The sequence below is a fragment of the Paracoccus sp. KR1-242 genome (genome assembly GCF_049446195.1).
Classification (GTDB): domain Bacteria; phylum Pseudomonadota; class Alphaproteobacteria; order Rhodobacterales; family Rhodobacteraceae; genus Paracoccus; species Paracoccus broussonetiae.
Genome location: NZ_JBMSED010000011.1, coordinates 214739 through 231126, shown reverse-complemented (window position 1 = coordinate 231126; position 16388 = coordinate 214739). Strand labels below are relative to the sequence as shown.

The window sequence follows — 16388 nt, the reverse complement described above, 5'->3', positions numbered from 1 at the left end:
CGGCGTCAAGATGGCGGGGCAGCGGCAGCTGCACCAGGATCCCGTGCACCGCCGGATCGGCATTCAGCGCCGCCACCTGCGCCATCAGAGCCTCTTGCGTGGTGTCGGCGGGCAGCTTGTGCTCCCACGAGTTCATCCCCGCCTCGCGCGTCTGGATGCCCTTGTTGCGAACATAAACCTCCGATGCCGGATCCTCGCCAACAAGCACAACCGCAAGACCGGGAACAATTCCCAAACCAGAAAGCTCGGCCACATGCGCGCCAACGCGCTTGCGGACTTCCGTCGCAAAGCCTTTTCCGTCGATCAGTTCCGCCGTCATACGCCTGCTCCTTCATGCATATGCCATGCGTCCGGGCCAGCCCGGCACGCCCTGCCAATGCCGATAGCCCAGCAAGGGGCCATATCAAAGTGCTGCTTTCATGTGACTTGCGCGGCCTGCGCATCCCTGTCCTGCCCCCGATTTGAAGTGTGGGCGGGCGACAGGACGGCCACAATGCGACGTCAGAATGCCGCTTTCTGGCGGATGGCGCGAATATCCCATCCCGGCGTCGTGAGGGACCAGAACGGCCTAGCCCGCGGCAGTCAGGACGGCCTCAAGCTCGGCCAAGGGCGGCGCGACCGGATTGCCCTTCATCGAGGAACTGGAAAGCGACGCCTCCGCCACCGCCCGATGGGAAGCGGGGTCCAGCCCTTGCGCCACAAGGCCCGGCAGGCCGCTGGCCTTGGCCCAATCGGCAAGCGCCCGCGGTCCCTTGGCCGCCGGAACGGAAAAGACCTCGCCCAGGATGCCGCAGACCTTGGCGATCCGCCCGCTGCCCGGCAGAAGCCGCCGGTTCATCTCAAGCACCGGGCCCAGCAGCGCACCGCAGATCGCGCCATGCGCGGCGGGCGTGACACCCCCGATCACCCCAGCCAGCCCGTGGACTGCGCCCAACCCGCCATTGGCCAGCGCGATGCCCCCGCAAAGGCTGGTCCAGGCCAGCCGGTCACGGGCATCCGCATCCTCGATCCGCATCAGCGTCACCAGTGCACGCAGACCAGTTTCGATCACCGGCAGCACCAGCGCATCGGTAAAGGGCGTGGCCCGTGCCGAGACATAGGGCTCGATCACCTGCGCCACCGCATCCAGCCCCGAGGCCAGCGTGACCGCGGCCGGACTGCCATCCGTCAGGGCCGGATCGACGATCGCAATCCGGGGCAGCATCCTCTCATCCCGGATCGAGACCTTGCGCCCGTGGTCGGGCAGGCCGATGACCGCATTCCGCGTCGCCTCGGCCCCGGTTCCGGCCGTGGTTGGCAGGGCGACATAGGGCAAGGGCGGGCGGGCCAGCGGCAACCCGCGGCCGACGACCTCCAGGTGGTCCATGATCCCGCCGGGCGCGGGCAGAAGCGCGGCCAGCGCCTTGCCGAGATCCAGCGTGGCCCCGCCGCCAAGTCCCGCAACCCAGTCCGCCCCAGCCCCGCGCGCCTGATCAAGCGCCGCTTCCAGCATCGGCAAGGTCGGCTCGGTGGGGCAGGCGATGGTCGCGACCTCGGCACCCTGATCTTGCAAGGACCGGACCAGCCATTCGGCACGCAGCGGATCCGCGCCGTGAACGACGATACCCCGCCCCCCGAACGCCCGGATCAGGGCCGGAGCCTTTTGCGCCTCGCCCCGGCCGAACATCACGCGGCCCGGAAGGGCGAAGCCAAAGGAATTCATGCAGCCTCCATCGTGGCCGCAACGGCCTTTTTCCAGCGGGCATACTTGGCCTGCCGCAGACTGTCATCCATCCTCGGTTCGAACCGGCGATCCAGCGCCCATTGGCTGGCGAACTGTTCGGGCCCGGGGCAGACCCCGGCCGCCAGCCCCGCCAGATAGGCCGCGCCAAGGGCAGTCGTCTCGGTCACGCGGGGCCGGTCCACCGGCGCACCAAGGATGTCCGCCAGAAACTGCATCGACCAGTCGCTGGCCGTCATGCCGCCATCGACGCGCAGCACCGCCTGCCCTGGGGTCGTCCAGTCCGCCCGCATGGCCTCAAGCAGGTCGCGGGTCTGATAGCCGACGCTTTCCAGCGCCGCGCGCGCAAACTCCGCTGGACCCGAGTTGCGCGTCAGCCCGAAGATCGCGCCCCGGCAATCCGGCCGCCAATAGGGTGCGCCAAGTCCGGTGAAGGCGGGGACCATCACCACCTCCTGCGTTTCGTCCGCCTTTTGCGCAAGCGGCTGGCTCTCGGACGCGGTGCGGATGATCTTCAACCCATCGCGCAGCCATTGAACGACCGCGCCCGCGATGAAGATCGACCCCTCCAACGCATAAGTCGTCTTCCCGTCCAGGCGATAGGCAATGGTCGTCAGCAACCGGTTGCGCGAGGGGACAAGATCCGAGCCCGTGTTCAGCAGGGCGAAGCAACCGGTGCCATAAGTGGACTTCATCATGCCGGGGCGGAAGCAGGCCTGCCCCACGGTCGCCGCCTGCTGGTCACCCGCGACGCCAAGGATCGGGATCTCGCGTCCGAACAGATCGGCGCGCGTCACCCCGAAATCCCCGGCGCAATCGCGCACCTCGGGCAGAAGCTGCATGGGAATGTCCAGAAGGCCGCAGATCTCCGCGTCCCAGCGATTTTCGGCGATGTTGTAAAGCAGGGTGCGCGCGGCATTGGTCGCGTCGGTCACGTGGACCTGCCCTCCGGTCAGATTCCAGATCAGCCAGCTGTCCACGGTGCCGAAGGCCAGCTCGCCCGCCTTGGCCCGCGCCCGCGCGCCCTCGACATGATCCAGAAGCCAGGCCAGCTTGGTGCCCGAGAAATAGGGATCAAGCAGCAATCCCGTCCGGGCCGAGATCATCGGCTCATGCCCCGCGGCCTTCAGCCTTTCGCACAGATCGGCGGTCCGGCGGTCCTGCCAGACGATGGCATTGTGCAGCGGTCGTCCCGTCTTGCGATCCCACAGCAGCGTCGTTTCGCGCTGGTTCGTGATCCCGATCGCGGCAATGTCCCTTGCACCTATTCCCGCCCGCTCGATCGCGGCGCGCGCGGTGGCGGCGACTGTCGCCCACAGGTCTGAGGGGTCATGCTCGACCCAGCCCGAGGCCGGGAAATGCTGGCGAAACTCTTCTTGCGCCATCGACACGACGTTGAGCGAGCCGTCAAAAAGGATGGCGCGGGACGAAGTCGTCCCCTGATCGATCGCAAGAATATGGGTCATCGTCCGTCCGAACATGCTGGGACCCCACGGACGAAAACCGATGCGCCGCCCGCCGGGACATGGAAAAAGGGGGCAAGGCCGACCGCCCCGCCCCCCGTTCGTCTTACTGCCAGGACTTGATCAGCTCGTCATACGAGATCGTCTCGCCCTTGGGCTTTTCATTTTCGATCTTGGCGACGGGGGAACCTTCGGCATCAAGCCATTCCTGCGGGTCCTTCTCCTCGTTCAGCTTCGGACCAAGGTCGCCCTGAACGCCAGCACGCTCAAGCCGCTCCAGAACCTTTTCCTGTTCCGCGCAAAGCGCATCCAGCGCCTCCTGCGGGGTCTTGGCCCCCGACATGGCGTCGCCGATATTCTGCCACCACAACTGCGCCAGCTTCGGATAGTCCGGGATGTTGGTGCCGGTCGGCGACCATTGCACGCGGGCGGGCGAGCGATAGAACTCGACCAGCCCCCCCAGCTTCGGCGCGCGTTCCGTGAAGGACTTGTCGTGGATGGTCGAGTCGCGAATGAAGGTCAGCCCGACATGGGATTTCTTCACGTCCACGGTCTTCGAGGTGACGAACTGCGCGTAAAGCCAGGCCGCCTGGGCATGATCGACCGGTGTCGATTTCATCAGCGTCCAGCTGCCCACGTCCTGATAGCCGATCTTGGTGCCCTCGCTCCAATAGGCGCCGTGCGGGCTGGGGGCCATGCGCCATTTCGGCGTACCGTCCGCATTCACGACCGGCGTACCCTCCTTGACCATGTCGGCGGTGAAGGCCGTGTACCAGAACATCTGCTGGGCAATGTCGCCGCGCGCCGGAACGGGCCCCGCCTCGCTGAAGGTCATGCCTTGGGCTTCGGGCGGCGTGTACTTCTGCAGCCACTCGATCGCCTTGGTCACGGCATAGACCGCCGCCGCGTCGTTCGTCGCCCCGCCACGCGCCACGCAGGAACCGACCGGACGGCTGTTTTCGTCGACGCGGATGCCCCATTCGTCGACGGGCAATCCGTTCGGTTCGCCCTTGTCGCCCATGCCGGCCATGGACATCCAGGCATCGGTATACCGCCAGCCAAGGCTGGGGTCCTTCTTGCCATAGTCCATGTTGCCCCAGGCCTTCGCCGGGCCACCTTCGATATAGGACATGTCGCGGCCGGTGAAGAATTCGGCGATGTCCTCATAGGCGGACCAGTTCACCGGAACGCCCAGATCATAGCCATACTTGGCCTTGAAATCGTCCTTGGTCTTCTGATCGTTGAACCAGTCATAGCGGAACCAGTAGAGGTTCGCGAACTGCTGGTCGGGCAGCTGATACAGCTCTCCATCCGGGGCGGTGGTGAACTTCAACCCGATGAAATCGGGCAGGTCCAGCGTCGGGCTTGTGAAATCCTTGCCCTCTTCAGCCATCCACTTGGTCAGATCGCGCGCCTGCTGATAGCGCCAGTGGGTGCCGATCAGATCCGAGTCGTTGACATAGCCGTCATAAATGTTCTCGCCGGTCTGCATCTGGGTTTGCAGCTTCTCGACGACGTCACCTTCGCCGATCAGGTCATGCGTGACCTTGATCCCGGTGATCGCGGTGAAGGCCGGGGCCAGCACCTTGGATTCGTATTCATGGGTGGTGATGGTTTCCGACACCACCTTGATCTCCATCCCCGCCAGCGGCTTCGCGGCGTCGATGAACCATTGCATTTCCTTTTCCTGGTCGGCGCGCGACAGGCTGGACAGGTCGCCGATCTCGGCATCCAGGAATTTCTTCGCGGCCTCCATATCGGCCCAGGCGGGGCTTCCCCCCACGACCATCAGCGCAAGCGCGATTGCCGTGGTCGTCTTGGTCGGTCTCATGTTTTTCCTCCCTGATGAGACGTCCTTTGGTGATTTCCGCACCCGGCTACCCCTCCGGGATGCGGCAGTTCAGACCCAGCGAAAGACCGCTGCGGCGTAGACAAGACTCAGACCCAGCCCCCACCACACCGGCGGCCCGGCAAAGAACAGCCAGCCAAGGCAGATGAAGGCCGAGCCGAGCAACGTGATGAACAGGCGGTCCCCGCGCGTCGTCTCGATCCGCAGCACGCCCCGGCGCGGGGTTTCGGGGAAGCGGATGGCAAGAATGGTGAACAGGACCAGCAGTGCCGCGATCAACCAGAAGAACAGTGCGACGGGAAAGGTCCAGGCCATCCAGCCGCCGGGGATCATCGGCGCGGTCCAGGCCTTGGTCCCGTCCTTGACCGGCGTGGCCCAGATCAGGAAGGCAAGCACCACGGCCAGAACACCCGTGGCCCCCAGATAGATCGCGGGCCAGTTGCCACGCCGATGCACGGGAATTGCGGCTTCAGCCATCACACCCTCCCCAGGGCGAAGCCCTTGGCGATGTAGTTGCGGACGAACCAGATCACCAGCGCGCCCGGCACCAGCGTCAGCACCCCCGCCGCCGCCAGCACCCCCCAGTCCATGCCCGAGGCAGAAACAGTGCGCGTCATGGTGGCGGCGATCGGTTTTGCGTTCACGCTGGTCAGCGTGCGGGACAAAAGCAGCTCCACCCACGAGAACATGAAGCAGAAGAAGGCCGCCACCCCGATGCCGCTGGCGATCAGCGGCATGAAGATGCGGATGAAGAAGCGCGGGAAGGAATATCCGTCGATATAGGCCGTCTCGTCGATCTCTTTCGGGACGCCGCGCATGAAACCTTCAAGGATCCAGACCGCCAAGGGCACGTTGAACAGGCAATGCGCCAGCGCCACCGCGATATGCGTGTCGAAAAGCCCGATCGAGCTGTAAAGCTGGAAGAAGGGCAGCGCAAAGACCGCGGGCGGCGCCATCCTGTTCGTCAGCAGCCAGAAGAACAGGTGCTTGTCCCCGATGAAACTGTAGCGACTGAAGGCATAGGCCGCGGGCAGCGCCACCGAGACCGAGATCACGGTGTTCATCACCACATAGATGATCGAGTTCACATAGCCCATGTACCAGCTGGGATCGGTCAGGATGACGCGATAGTTGCGGAATGTCAGGTTCTGCGGAAACAGCGAGAAGGCGCCCGTGATCTCGGTATTGGTCTTCAGGCTCATGTTCACGAGCCAATAGATCGGGATCATCAGGAACAGCAGGTAAAGCGTCATGACGATCCCGGACGAGCGCGACTTCATTGCCCCGCCTCCGATTTGTCCAGGTTGGTCATGACCGTGTAGAAGACCCAGCTGACCAGCAGGATTACCAGGAAATACATCAGGCTGAAGGCGGCGGCCGGGCCAAGGTCAAACTGCCCGACTGCCATCTTCACCAGGTCGATGGACAGGAAGGTGGTCGAGTTTCCGGGTCCGCCCCCGGTCACGACGAAGGGCTCGGTATAGATCATGAAGCTGTCCATGAAGCGCAGCAGGACCGCGATCAGCAGCACCCCCTTCATCTTCGGCAGCTCGATGAAGCGGAACACGGCCCAGCGGCTGGCCTGGTCGATCTTGGCCGCCTGGTAATAGGCCTGTGGGATGGACTGCAGCCCGGCATAGCACAACAAGGCGACAAGACTGGTCCAGTGCCAGACATCCATGACGATCACTGTGACCCAGGCATCGATCGGATCGTTGGTATAGTTGTAGTCGATCCCCATCGCCGCCAGCGTGTGACCAAGCAGCCCGATGTCCTGGCGACCGAAGATCTGCCAGATCGTGCCGACGACGTTGAACGGGATCAGCAGCGGCAGCGCCATCACCACCAGCACTAGGCTGGACCAAAATCCCTTCTTGGGCATGTTCAGCGCCACGAAGATGCCCAGCGGCACCTCGATCGCCAGGATGATCGCCGAGAACAGCGCCTGCCGCCCCAATGCGCCATGCAGGCGGTCGGAGTGGATCATCTCGTCGAACCATTCGAGACCCGCCCAGAAGAAGGCGTTGTTCCCGAAAGTGTCGTTGAAGGCATAGTTCACGACCGTCATCAAAGGAATGACAGCCGAAAAGGCGACCAGCACCAGGACCGGCAGCACCAGGAACCAAGCCTTGTTGTTCTGGACTTTCTGCATCAGGCGGCCCTTTCGACGAGCTTCGGCTGGACGCGCCAGTCATCCACATAGACCCCGACCTTGCCGGGCTGGAACCCGACCCGCACCGGATCCGCGGGCAACGCCTGCCCCTCGGGAAGCAGAATATTGAGATCATGGCCCGACAATACGGCGCGCAGGATGCGGTGGCGTCCGACGTCCTCGACCCGGCGGATGGAGACGGTCAAACCCTCGGCCCCGGACAATCGGACATGTTCCGGCCGGATGCCGATGCGGGTTTGCCCCGACTGCTGGCCATAATCCGCGCCCAGATCCACCGTTTCGCCCTTGGGCAGAATGGCGCGGTTTCCCTCGATCCGGGCATCCAGGAAGTTCATGCCCGGCGAACCGATGAAATAGCCGACGAAACTGTGCGCGGGTCTTTCGAACAGCTCTTCGGGCGTCCCGATCTGGACGACCCGGCCGTCATACATGACGACCACCTTGTCGGCGAAGGTCAGCGCCTCGGTCTGGTCGTGGGTGACATAGATCATGGTATGCGCGAACTGGCGGTGAAGCTGCTTCAGCTGGCTGCGCAATTCCCACTTCATATGCGGGTCGATGACGGTCAGCGGCTCGTCGAACAGGATCGCGTTCACATCCTCGCGCACCATGCCGCGGCCCAGGCTGATCTTCTGCTTGGCATCGGCCGTCAGGCCCTGCGCCTTGCGCGACAACATCGCCTCCATCCCGATCATCCGGGCGATGTCCTGCACGCGGCTGGCGATATAGGCGGCGTCGCGCCCCCGGTTCCGCAGTGGAAAGGCCAGGTTTTCGCGCACGGTCATGGTGTCGTAGACCACCGGGAACTGGAACACCTGCGCGATATTGCGCTGGGTCGTCGGTGCGTCCGTCACGTCCCGGTCCCCGAACAGGATCCGGCCCTGACTGGGGCGCAGCAGGCCCGAAATGATGTTCAAAAGCGTCGTCTTGCCACAACCGGACGAACCGAGCAGCGCATAGGCGCCGCCATCCTGCCAGACGTGGTTCATTTCCTTCAGTGCGTAGTCCGCATCCGATTTCGGATGCGCGCTATAGCTGTGGGCCAGGTTCTGCAGCGTGATCTGGGCCATGTTTCCCCCCTTCCCTCAGGCTGCACGGGCATAGGCGGCGGGCGCAACAAGGCTGCCATCCGCGTCGAACAGATAGACATGGCGCGGATCCAGCCACAGCGAGATCTGCCGCCCCGGCTCGATATCATGGATGCCGTCGACAAGGCCGACCCAGCGATCGTCGCCATGCCCGACATGGATGAAGCTTTGCGCGCCGGTGATCTCGGTGACGATGACGGGGCAGCGAAATTCCAGTGCGTCGGCGCCGGGCCGTTCGGTGCACAGGTGGTTGGCGCGGAACCCCGCCAGATATTGACCGTCCGGCACGGCAAAGGCGCCCTCAGCCGGGGCGATGACGCCCGGCCCGATGTCGAGGCTGGGACCGCGCTTGATGCAGGGGGCAAAGTTCATCGGCGGGTCGCTGAACACGCGGGCGGTGACGGCGTCCACCGGCTCGCGATAGACGCGGGGGGTGGGGCCGAACTGCGTCACGCGCCCTTCCCACATGGTTGCGGTGTTTCCGCCCAGCAGCAGGGCCTCTTCGGGTTCGGTCGTGGCATAGACGAAGATCGCGCCTGAGGCCTCGAAGATGCGGGGGATTTCGACGCGCAGCTCTTCGCGCAACTTGTAGTCGAGGTTCGCCAGCGGCTCGTCCAGCAAGACCAGTCCCGCCCCCTTGACCAGCGCACGCGCCAAGGCACAGCGCTGCTGCTGTCCCCCCGACAGCTCCAGCGGTTTACGGGCCAGCATCGGCGTCAGGTGCAGCATCTCGGCGGTCTCGCGCACCTTGCGGTCGATTTCCGCACGCGGTCGCCGCAGGATGCGCAGGGGCGAGGCGATGTTTTCGTAGACCGTCAGGCCGGGATAGTTGATGAACTGCTGATAGACCATCGCGACACCGCGATCCTGCACGCGACGGCCGGTGACATCAGCCCCATTCCACAGGACACGCCCGGTCGTCGGCTGGTCCAGCCCCGCCATCAGCCGCATCAGCGTCGTCTTGCCCGACAGCGTCGGACCCAGCAGGACGTTCATCGAGCCATTCTGCAATGTCAGGCTGGTGGGATGGATATGCACCCTCCCCTCGACCATCCGCGACACCGATTGCAGTTCCAGCGTCATTCCCGCTCCCTCATTCGGCCGCGTCGGCCGCTTGCCCGGCAAGCCACTCGCCCAGGTCGGCGGCCTGCGCGCGCGTCATCTTCAGTCCAAGCTTGGTTCGGCGCCAAAGGATATCTTCGGCGCTTTGGGCGTATTCGCGGGTCAGGAACCAGCGCACCTCGGCCTCGGTCAGACCGGCGCCAAAATCGTGTCCCAGATCGGCACGCGCGCGCGCGTTGCCCAGGATATCGAAAACTTCGGTGCCGTGGGTGCGTTGCAGGCGCTGCACCTCGGCCGGCGAAAGGAACGGATAGGCCTGCGCGATCCGCGCGCGCAGCGCCTCGACCCCGTCGACCGGGAAATCCCCGCCGGGCAGTGGCACCCGGGCGGTCCAGGCCGCGCCCGCCTGCGGGAAATGCGAGGCAAGTTTGGCCAGCGCATTTTCCGCCAGCCGCCGATAGGTGGTGATCTTGCCGCCAAAGACATTCAGCAGCGGCGGTCCGTCCGCATTCACGCTGAGCACATAGTCGCGGGTCGCTGCCGTCGCCGACTTCGCACCGTCATTGTAAAGCGGGCGCACCCCGGAATAGGTCCAGACCACCTGCTCTGCCCGGATCGGCAGCGCGAAATAGCGGCTGGCGAAGTCGCAAAGATAATCGCGTTCCTCATCCGTGCAGCGCGCCTCTCCGGGTGGGCCCCGGTGGTCCATGTCGGTCGTCCCGATCAGGGTAAAGTCCTGCTCATAGGGGATGGCGAAGATGATCCGCCCGTCCGTGCCCTGGAAGAAATAGCAGCGGTCGTGGTCATAGAGCCGCGGGACGACGATATGGCTGCCGCGAACCAGCCGCACGCCTTCGGTCGTCGGGATATGGGTGACATTCCGGATCACGTCCTCGACCCAGGGGCCGCCCGCATTGACCAGGGCGCGGGCCAGATGCAGGCGCTGCCCCTCCGGCCCCTCGGTCGTGATCCGCCACAGATTCCCCGCGCGCTCCGCATGGGTGACGCGGTGGCGGGTCAGGATGGTGGCCCCGCGCGCCTCGGCATCGCGGGCGTTCAGGACAACCAGCCGCGCATCCTGCACCCAGCAGTCGGAATATTCCCAGCCGAGACTGAATCCCGGCTTCAGCGGGCGTCCGGCAGGATCGACGGCCAGATCCAGCTTGCGGGTTCCCGGCAGGACACGCCGACCGCCCAGGTTATCGTAAAGAAACAGCCCCAGCCGGATCAGCCAGGCCGGACGCCGCCCGCGCATCCAGGGCATGGCGACGCCCAGCAACCGAGAGGTGGGGGTGTCGCTTTCAAAGCGCATGTCCGGGGAATAGGCCAGCACGAAACGCATCGGCCAGCTGATATGGGGCATCGCGGCCAGCAGCGTCTCGCGCTCTTCCAGCGCCTCGCGCACCAGGCGGAATTCGAAGAACTCCAGATAGCGCAGGCCGCCGTGGAACAGCTTGGTCGAGGCCGAGGACGTCGCCTGTGCCAGATCGCCCATTTCAGCCAGTGTCACGGACAGGCCACGACCCGCCGCATCGCGTGCGATTCCGCAGCCATTGATGCCGCCGCCCAGGATGAAAAGGTCTTGAACCGGCCCTTCCTGCATCGCCCCTGACTCCTCCACGAAGCCTCCCAACCCCGCGCCTGAAGGCTGCACCCCTGCTCACGGTTCCGTCAACAGATATTTTCGTTTGTCTTGCGAATCGGAAGAATCCGAACATTCTCACCGGGAGAATTCTTTTTCATGACAGCAAGCGGAAGGCTTGCGCACATTCGCGAAGGGCGTAGATTCGCTTCGCTATCCATGACTGGGGAGAGGCATGGCATTGAGCATCCGACAGGCGGAAATCCTGGAACTGGCCCGCGCCGAAGGCCGGGTTCTGGTCGATGAACTGGCCCAGCGCTTCGACGTGACGCTGCAGACGATCCGTCGCGATCTGGGCGAAATGGCCGAAGCGGGCGTTCTGGAGCGCGTCCATGGCGGCGCCGTGCCGCGTGCCGGAACCGTCAATCTGGGCTATGAGGCGCGCCGGCGCATGAATGCCGACGCCAAGGCCGCCATCGCCGCGGCCTGCGCGGCCCAGATCCCGGACAATTGCAGCCTGATCCTGAACCTTGGCACCACGACCGAGGCCGTGGCCCGCGCCTTGCTGCACCATTCGAACATCACCGTTGTCACCAACAACATGAATGTCGCGAACATCCTGCTTGAGAATCCGGGATGCGAGATCATGGTCGCTGGCGGCGCGCTGCGCCGGTCGGACGGCGGCCTGGTGGGCGAACTGACGACCCAGTTCTTCGAGCAATTCAAGGTGGATTACGCGGTGGTCGGCACCTCGGCGCTGGACCATGACGGCGACATGCTGGATTTCGATCTGGCCGAGGTTCGCGTCAGCCGCGCAATCCTGCGACAGGCCCGCAAGTCGTTTCTTGTCACCGACCATTCCAAGCTGGGCCGGACCGCACCCGCGCGCATCGCCAGTCTGGCCGAAATCGACACGATCTTTACCGACCAGCCCCTTCCACCCGAACTTGCCGACCGTTGCGCCGAATGGCGCACCGATCTGCGGCTATGTCCGGCCACCGCCGAGGGCTAAGGATCGCGGGCAAGGCACGCGACAACGTCAGCGCAGCCCCAGCATCGACAGGATGAACAGCACCACGACCACAAGGCCGACAAGGTAGATGATGGAATTCATTTTTAAATCTCCTGTTTCCTGTGTCCCTGCAAGTTCGAGATCAACGAAATGCCCCCGCCAAGGGTTTCCGCGACCCCGAACTATTTTGGGCCGCAGCCCCGCCAACCCGGCCGCACCAACCCGGCCGCAGTCGGGCGCGCCTGCGGTCGCCAAAGCGGGGCTGGTCAGGGCAGGGGAATGAATTCGTGATTGTCGCCGCGCGGCAGGTTGAACAGCCCCTGCCCCCAGCGGGCCTCGCGCCATTCCTCTTTCGCCTGTTCGATCCGCTCCTGTGACGAGGCGACGAAATTCCACCAGATATAGCGTGGGCCGTTCAGGGTCTCGCCGCCCAAGGCCATGATGCGCGCACCCTGTGCGCCCGCCGCGACCGTGATCTTGTCGCCGGGGCGAAAGACCATCATCCGCCCGGCCGGGAATTCCTGCCCCGAAATCAGGATCGAGCCCTGCGTCACATAGATCCCCCGATCCTCATGATCCTCGGGCAGGGGAAACAGCGCACCGGGATCCAGCGTGATGTCGAGGTAAAAGGCGTCTGAATACAGGGTCGCGGGGGCCCGTTCACCATAGGCCCGACCCAGGATCAGGCGGGCATGGATGCCGCTGTCCTCGAATTCAGGCAGGCTTTTCTTTTCGTGATGCTCGAACAGCGGGGCCATGTCCTCATGCGTTTCGGGCAGCGCGATCCAGGTCTGGATGCCGAACAGGGAATGCGGACCCTTGCGCCCCTCCTCGCTGGTGCGTTCGGAATGGGTCACGCCTTTGCCCGCGACCATCCAGTTCACCTCTCCCGGCAGGACGACCTTGTCGGCGCCGGTGCTGTCGCGGTGGTGGAAATCGCCACGGTAAAGATAGGTGACGGTCCCCAGCCCGATATGCGGATGCGGACGGATGTCGACGCCCTGCCCGGTCAGGAACTCGGCCGGCCCGGCCTGGTCGAAGAAGATGAACGGCCCGACCATCTGGCGCTTGGGCGCAGGCAGGGCGCGCATGACCTCGAAGCTGCCAAGGTCGCGCGCTCGGGGCACGATCAGGGTTTCGATGCTTTCCAGCGCGACGTCATCGGGGCATCCGGGTTCAAGCGCGGGATTCCAGCTCATCCGAGTCTCCTTTCGAGATGCGGGTTTCAAGCAGCCTTAAAGATGCTAGAGCGGTTCCCGATTCTGGAAAACCGTCTCGTGAGGACGCCGACAATGCAACCCGGCTCGGGTATCGAGATCCAAGGCCTTCATCTTGCCATCGGACCCCGCCCGATCATCCAGGGAATCGATCTGCGGCTGGATGCGCCGCGTATCGGCATCATCGGTCGGAACGGATCTGGCAAAAGCACGCTGGCGCGCCTGCTGGCCGGGCTGATCGAACCGACGCAGGGCCGCGTGCTGATCGAAGGCACGGATGTCGGCAAGGACCGCAAGGCGGCGATCGCGACCGTCGGCATCCTGTTCCAGAACCCCGAACACCAGATCATCTTTCCCACAGTCGCCGAGGAGATCGGCTTTGGCCTGCGCCAGATGGGCCGCAGCAAGGCAGAGGCGCGCGACGCGACCCGGGCCGTTCTGGACCGCTTCGACCGTGCGCATTGGCTGGACGCCACGACCGAGGCACTGTCGCAGGGCCAGAAACATCTGCTTTGCATGATGGCGGTAATGGCGATGGGGCCGCGCTGGCTGATCCTGGACGAACCCTTTGCAGGGTTGGACATCCCGACCCGGATGCAGCTTGCGCGTCATCTGGACCGTTGCGGTGCACGACTTCTGCACATCTCGCACGATTCGCGCGATCTGGCGGGATATGACCATGTCTGCTGGCTGGATGAGGGCCGCATCGTCGAGGCAGGGGATGCCACCGTCTTGCAGCGGTTCGAGATGGAGATGACCCGCGAGGGGGCCGAGAATGATCTCGCTGACCTCGCCGGTTAGAACGCGGGCACATGGCTGGCCCGTCGGGGCCAAGCTGGCCGGGCTGGCGGTGGCGACGACCTTGCTGTTCCTGCTGAAGGGCCCTTTGGCGCAGGGACTGGCATTGGTGGCGGTGCTGGCAATCTATAGCCTGCCGGGGCGCGACTTCATGGTCCACGGCCTGCGGCAGTTGCGTGTGCTGTGGCCATTTGTCGTCCTGCTTCTGGCGTGGCATGCAGTGACCGGAGGATGGGTGCAGGGATGGACCATCGCGCTGCGCATGGTCTCCACGGTGGCGATGGCGAATCTGGTGACGATGACGACCAGCCTGTCGGACTTGTCGGACCTGCTGCACCGGCTGCTGCGCCCGCTGCGCCGGCTTGGCCTGCCCGTGGGACTGATCGAGGCGGGCATTCCCCTTGTCATCCGCTTCACCCCAACGCTGATCGCCAAGGGGCGCTTGCTGCTGGATGCCTGGCGCGCGCGCTCGCCCCGGCGGGCGAACTGGCATATCGTCCTGCCGATGGCGCTGTTGGCGCTGGACGATGCCGACCACCTGGCCGAGGCGCTGCGCGCGCGGGGCGGCCTGAACCCGAATGACGAGGACTGAGCACATGGAACGAAACGTGGCGCAGATCGCGCTGTTCGCCGCCCTGATCGCCGCATTGGGGGCCATTCCCCAGATCACCCTGGCCTTCGGCATCCCGATTACCGCGCAAAGCATGGGCGTCATGCTGGCGGGGGCGGTACTGGGGGCCAAACGCGGCTTCTTGTCGATGCTGCTGTTTCTGCTGCTGGTGGCCATCGGGCTGCCGCTGCTGGCAGGGGGGCGCGGCGGCCTTGGCGCTTTCGTCGCGCCGACCTCGGGCTTCCTGATCGCGTTCCCATTCGGCGCCTTCGTCACCGGACTGTTCGTCGAGAAGGTGCGCCTGCGCCCGATCGGCCTGCGCGCGGGAATTGGCGCGGCGCTTGGCGGCATCGTGGTGCTTTACGCCCTGGGTATCCTTGGCATGTCGATCGGGCTGGGCAAATCGATCCCCGAATGCGCAAAGCTGGTCATGGCCTTCCTGCCAGGCGATGTGCTGAAGGCGGGCGTCACCGGGATGCTTGTTGCGGCCCTGGCAAAGGCCCGGCCGCAATCCGTCGCGTGGAGCGTGCGCGCCTGACCCCTGCCGGGACGGACCGCAGCTTCAGGTCACCGCGCCGCGGACCGCAAAGCGCGGCTCGCGCCACAGCCCCGATTCCAGCACATCGGCCAGCACCTGCACGGCGCGCGCCACATCGGCATGGCTCAGATACAGAGGGGTGAAGCCGAAGCGCAGCGTATGGGGCGCGCGGAAATCACCGATCACGCCGCGCTCGATCAGCGCCTGGACGATCTCATAGGCGTGCTCATGGCCAAACGCGACCTGGCTGCCGCGACGCGCGGGATCGCGCGGGCTTTCAAGGACCAGACCATGACCCGTGCATTTCTCTTCGACCAGCTGGATGAAAAGCTCGGTCAGCGCGATGCTCTTGGCGCGAAGCTGACCCATGTCGACATCGTCCCAGACCGAAAGCGCGCCTTTCAAGGCCCGCAATGACAGGACCGGTTGCGTGCCGCATTGAAAGCGGCGAATGCCGGGATCGCCCTGATAGCCGGTCTCGAAGGCAAAGGGACGGGCGTGGCCCCACCACCCGCTCAACGGTTGCTGCGCCTTGGCCAGATGACGCGACGCGACATAGATGAAGGCAGGAGAGCCGGGACCTCCATTCAGGTATTTATAGGTGCAGCCGACCGCGAAATCGGCTTTCGCTTCATCCAGCGTGATGGGCAGTGCCCCCGCCGAATGGCAAAGATCCCAGACCGCCAGCGCGCCGACGCCGTGGATGGCGCGCGTCAGTTCCGCCATGTCGCGCAGCGCCCCGGTCTTGTAGTTCACATGATTGACCAGGACCGCAGCAACATCGTCGTCCAGCAGATCCTCGATCCGGTCGGCATCGCGCCCCTCAAGCCGCATCGTCACGCCCGGCAGGGTCGAGATCACGCCCTCGGCAATGTAAAGATCGGTCGGAAAGCTGCCCGCCTCGGCCACGATCACCTTGCGACCGGGCCGCAGGCCGATCGCCGCATGCAGGGCCTTGTATATGTTGATCGAGGTCGTGTCGGAAACCACGACCTGTCCCTGCGCGGCCCCGACCAGGCGGCCGATCGCGTCGCCCAGCTCGACCGGAAGGTCGAACCAGCCGGCGGTGTTCCAGCTGCGGATCAGGCCCTGCGACCATTCTTCGCGCGCGCCGATGCGCAACGCATCCAGCGCGGCGGCGCTGGCCACGCCCAACGAGTTCCCGTCCAGATAGACCTCGCCCTCGGCCAGCAGGAAACCTTGCCGAAGCCGGGCCAGCGGGTCGCTGGCATCCATCCGGGCAATGTCTTCGGGGCTGGGCGCTGTGGTCATGGCA

At 64.9% G+C, this 16388-nt stretch carries 16 protein-coding genes; 4 read left to right on the top strand and 12 right to left on the bottom strand.

Features of this window, described 5'->3' with window-relative positions; genetic code table 11:
- The 10 genes from ACO2Q4_RS17465 to glpD form a co-directional block, all read right to left on the bottom strand.
- A partial coding sequence (locus ACO2Q4_RS17465; protein ID WP_423320859.1) for a tetrahydrofolate dehydrogenase/cyclohydrolase catalytic domain-containing protein occupies nt 1-319 on the bottom strand: 319 nt, incomplete at its 3' end.
- A 249-nt stretch (nt 320-568) separates the two neighbouring features.
- Nucleotides 569-1702, bottom strand: a complete 1134-nt coding sequence (locus ACO2Q4_RS17460) for an iron-containing alcohol dehydrogenase (RefSeq protein ID WP_423320857.1) — start codon at nt 1700-1702, stop codon at nt 569-571.
- Nucleotides 1699-3186: a glycerol kinase GlpK gene (gene glpK / locus ACO2Q4_RS17455; protein ID WP_423320855.1), complete on the bottom strand. Its 1488-nt coding sequence runs from the start codon at nt 3184-3186 to the stop codon at nt 1699-1701. Before glpK ends, ACO2Q4_RS17460 begins: the two co-directional genes overlap by 4 nt.
- A 103-nt stretch (nt 3187-3289) precedes the next feature.
- Nucleotides 3290-5014 (bottom strand): ABC transporter substrate-binding protein, encoded by a 1725-nt coding sequence (locus tag ACO2Q4_RS17450; protein WP_311759975.1) that lies wholly within the window; start codon nt 5012-5014, stop codon nt 3290-3292.
- 69 nt (nt 5015-5083) lie between these two features.
- Nucleotides 5084-5365: a DUF2160 domain-containing protein gene (locus tag ACO2Q4_RS17445; RefSeq protein WP_395134445.1), complete on the bottom strand. Its 282-nt coding sequence runs from the start codon at nt 5363-5365 to the stop codon at nt 5084-5086.
- Nucleotides 5366-5508: 143 nt separating this feature from the next.
- Nucleotides 5509-6312 (bottom strand): carbohydrate ABC transporter permease, encoded by an 804-nt coding sequence (locus tag ACO2Q4_RS17440; RefSeq protein WP_311759974.1) that lies wholly within the window; start codon nt 6310-6312, stop codon nt 5509-5511.
- On the bottom strand, nt 6309-7184 hold the full coding sequence (locus ACO2Q4_RS17435; RefSeq protein WP_423320852.1) for a carbohydrate ABC transporter permease: 876 nt from the start codon (nt 7182-7184) through the stop codon (nt 6309-6311). The genes ACO2Q4_RS17440 and ACO2Q4_RS17435 overlap by 4 nt, the downstream gene beginning before the upstream one ends.
- Nucleotides 7184-8275, bottom strand: a complete 1092-nt coding sequence (locus tag ACO2Q4_RS17430; protein ID WP_423320851.1) for an ABC transporter ATP-binding protein — start codon at nt 8273-8275, stop codon at nt 7184-7186. The genes ACO2Q4_RS17435 and ACO2Q4_RS17430 overlap by 1 nt, the downstream gene beginning before the upstream one ends.
- A 15-nt stretch (nt 8276-8290) precedes the next feature.
- Complete coding sequence (locus ACO2Q4_RS17425) at nt 8291-9376, bottom strand: ABC transporter ATP-binding protein (protein ID WP_395134205.1); 1086 nt, start codon at nt 9374-9376, stop codon at nt 8291-8293.
- A 10-nt stretch (nt 9377-9386) separates the two neighbouring features.
- Nucleotides 9387-10958, bottom strand: a complete 1572-nt coding sequence (gene glpD / locus ACO2Q4_RS17420; protein WP_423320866.1) for a glycerol-3-phosphate dehydrogenase — start codon at nt 10956-10958, stop codon at nt 9387-9389.
- Between the two features lie 214 nt (nt 10959-11172).
- Between glpD and ACO2Q4_RS17415 the strand changes: the two genes are divergently transcribed.
- A complete protein-coding gene (locus tag ACO2Q4_RS17415) occupies nt 11173-11949 on the top strand; it encodes a DeoR/GlpR family DNA-binding transcription regulator (RefSeq protein WP_395134207.1) in 777 nt (258 codons plus the stop codon).
- Nucleotides 11950-12215: 266 nt separating this feature from the next.
- Here ACO2Q4_RS17415 and ACO2Q4_RS17410 read toward each other — a convergent pair whose 3' ends face one another.
- A complete protein-coding gene (locus tag ACO2Q4_RS17410) occupies nt 12216-13148 on the bottom strand; it encodes a pirin family protein (RefSeq protein WP_311759969.1) in 933 nt (310 codons plus the stop codon).
- Between the two features lie 93 nt (nt 13149-13241).
- Between ACO2Q4_RS17410 and ACO2Q4_RS17405 the strand changes: the two genes are divergently transcribed.
- The 3 genes from ACO2Q4_RS17405 to ACO2Q4_RS17395 are packed head-to-tail and all read left to right on the top strand — an operon-like array spanning nt 13242 to nt 15112.
- Nucleotides 13242-13967 carry an energy-coupling factor ABC transporter ATP-binding protein gene (locus ACO2Q4_RS17405; RefSeq protein WP_423320848.1) on the top strand — a complete coding sequence of 242 codons (726 nt, stop codon included), beginning with the start codon at nt 13242-13244 and terminating at the stop codon, nt 13965-13967.
- Nucleotides 13942-14556: an energy-coupling factor transporter transmembrane component T family protein gene (locus ACO2Q4_RS17400; RefSeq protein WP_423320846.1), complete on the top strand. Its 615-nt coding sequence runs from the start codon at nt 13942-13944 to the stop codon at nt 14554-14556. The genes ACO2Q4_RS17405 and ACO2Q4_RS17400 overlap by 26 nt, the downstream gene beginning before the upstream one ends.
- 4 nt (nt 14557-14560) lie before the next feature.
- On the top strand, nt 14561-15112 hold the full coding sequence (locus tag ACO2Q4_RS17395; RefSeq protein WP_423320844.1) for a biotin transporter BioY: 552 nt from the start codon (nt 14561-14563) through the stop codon (nt 15110-15112).
- Nucleotides 15113-15136: 24 nt separating this feature from the next.
- Here ACO2Q4_RS17395 and kynU read toward each other — a convergent pair whose 3' ends face one another.
- On the bottom strand, nt 15137-16348 hold the full coding sequence (gene kynU / locus ACO2Q4_RS17390; RefSeq protein ID WP_423320864.1) for a kynureninase: 1212 nt from the start codon (nt 16346-16348) through the stop codon (nt 15137-15139).
- Nucleotides 16349-16388 lie beyond the last annotated feature (40 nt).

Coding starts and splice junctions, on each gene's coding strand:
- ACO2Q4_RS17460 (WP_423320857.1), bottom strand. CDS start 1,702: ATGAATTCCTTTGGCTTCGCCCTTCCGGGCCGCGTGATGTTCGGCCGG.
- glpK (WP_423320855.1), bottom strand. CDS start 3,186: ATGACCCATATTCTTGCGATCGATCAGGGGACGACTTCGTCCCGCGCC.
- ACO2Q4_RS17450 (WP_311759975.1), bottom strand. CDS start 5,014: ATGAGACCGACCAAGACGACCACGGCAATCGCGCTTGCGCTGATGGTC.
- ACO2Q4_RS17445 (WP_395134445.1), bottom strand. CDS start 5,365: ATGATCCCCGGCGGCTGGATGGCCTGGACCTTTCCCGTCGCACTGTTC.
- ACO2Q4_RS17440 (WP_311759974.1), bottom strand. CDS start 6,312: ATGAAGTCGCGCTCGTCCGGGATCGTCATGACGCTTTACCTGCTGTTC.
- ACO2Q4_RS17435 (WP_423320852.1), bottom strand. CDS start 7,184: ATGCAGAAAGTCCAGAACAACAAGGCTTGGTTCCTGGTGCTGCCGGTC.
- ACO2Q4_RS17430 (WP_423320851.1), bottom strand. CDS start 8,275: ATGGCCCAGATCACGCTGCAGAACCTGGCCCACAGCTATAGCGCGCAT.
- ACO2Q4_RS17425 (WP_395134205.1), bottom strand. CDS start 9,376: ATGACGCTGGAACTGCAATCGGTGTCGCGGATGGTCGAGGGGAGGGTG.
- glpD (WP_423320866.1), bottom strand. CDS start 10,958: ATGCAGGAAGGGCCGGTTCAAGACCTTTTCATCCTGGGCGGCGGCATC.
- ACO2Q4_RS17415 (WP_395134207.1), top strand. CDS start 11,173: ATGGCATTGAGCATCCGACAGGCGGAAATCCTGGAACTGGCCCGCGCC.
- ACO2Q4_RS17410 (WP_311759969.1), bottom strand. CDS start 13,148: ATGAGCTGGAATCCCGCGCTTGAACCCGGATGCCCCGATGACGTCGCG.
- ACO2Q4_RS17405 (WP_423320848.1), top strand. CDS start 13,242: ATGCAACCCGGCTCGGGTATCGAGATCCAAGGCCTTCATCTTGCCATC.
- ACO2Q4_RS17400 (WP_423320846.1), top strand. CDS start 13,942: ATGATCTCGCTGACCTCGCCGGTTAGAACGCGGGCACATGGCTGGCCC.
- ACO2Q4_RS17395 (WP_423320844.1), top strand. CDS start 14,561: ATGGAACGAAACGTGGCGCAGATCGCGCTGTTCGCCGCCCTGATCGCC.
- kynU (WP_423320864.1), bottom strand. CDS start 16,348: ATGGATGCCAGCGACCCGCTGGCCCGGCTTCGGCAAGGTTTCCTGCTG.